Raw genomic sequence first — 814 nt, forward strand, 5'->3', positions numbered from 1 at the left:
CACCCCTCCCGGCCCGTCCGTCCACCAGGTCCCGCTGACCGGCTCGGACGGCATCAAGGTCCTGGCCGGCGGCACCGCGGTCAAGGGCGACGCCACCTACCCGATCCCGGGCGGGATCAAGGCGGGCAGAACCCTGGCGATCGCGATCAACTGCGAGGGCCCGGGCCGGCTCACCGTCCAGGTGCGGTCCGGCGGTGTCTCCTTCCTCCTGCGGTGCGAGAAGGACAAGGTCCTGCCCGCGATGAACGAGATCCAGATGCCCCGGACCCACGCCACCGGTTCCCTGCGCTTCACCGCGGACCCGGACGTGACCTGGTCCTTCACGATCGGCTGGGACCCGAACCCGCCCGAGCGGCGGTGACCCGGAGCTGTGGCCGTCTAGTCGTCGCCACTCTTGCAGCCGGTGGCTGACGGGGTGTCACGGCACAGTCGATCCTGGTGTGACTGCGCGGCAGCGCCGCCGAAGACGATGACGCAGATCAGAGCGGCCATGAGGGCCTGGCTGACAACCGTGACGACGGCCCCGGCCCGCGCGGCGATCGCGGCGGCCAGGTAGCCACACAGCGAGTCGGCCGTGACGGTTCTGCCCGGGTCGAGATTGAACCCGGACAGGAACCACAGCCAGAAGATCACCACCAGGGCGATCAGCTCCAGGAACACCAGGCCGCACGCGGCTCAGGCCGGCGGGGCGACGGGGAGATCCATGCGGTCACCTTGCTCGCGCGGGCGAGACGGGCACATGAGTAGGGGTACTCAGCTCCGCCCGAACGATTCCCGCAGTCCAAGCCAAACGCCAGAGGCCCCGTGGATCTCT

At 69.9% G+C, this 814-nt stretch carries 2 protein-coding genes; one reads left to right on the forward strand and one right to left on the reverse strand.

All coding sequences use genetic code 11. The features are described from left to right. Positions 1 to 361 (forward strand): hypothetical protein (locus CCN72_RS39395; protein ID WP_158101472.1); only part of this gene is annotated, 361 nt, incomplete at its 5' end. 17 nt (positions 362 to 378) lie between these two features. Here CCN72_RS39395 and CCN72_RS36210 read toward each other — a convergent pair. Continuing rightward, complete coding sequence (locus tag CCN72_RS36210) at positions 379 to 660, reverse strand: DUF6234 family protein (protein WP_244174656.1); 282 nt, start codon at positions 658 to 660, stop codon at positions 379 to 381. Positions 661 to 814: the final 154 nt, after the last annotated feature.

The sequence above is a fragment of the Streptomyces murinus genome, from assembly GCF_002154555.1.
In the GTDB taxonomy this organism is placed as follows: domain Bacteria; phylum Actinomycetota; class Actinomycetes; order Streptomycetales; family Streptomycetaceae; genus Streptomyces; species Streptomyces murinus.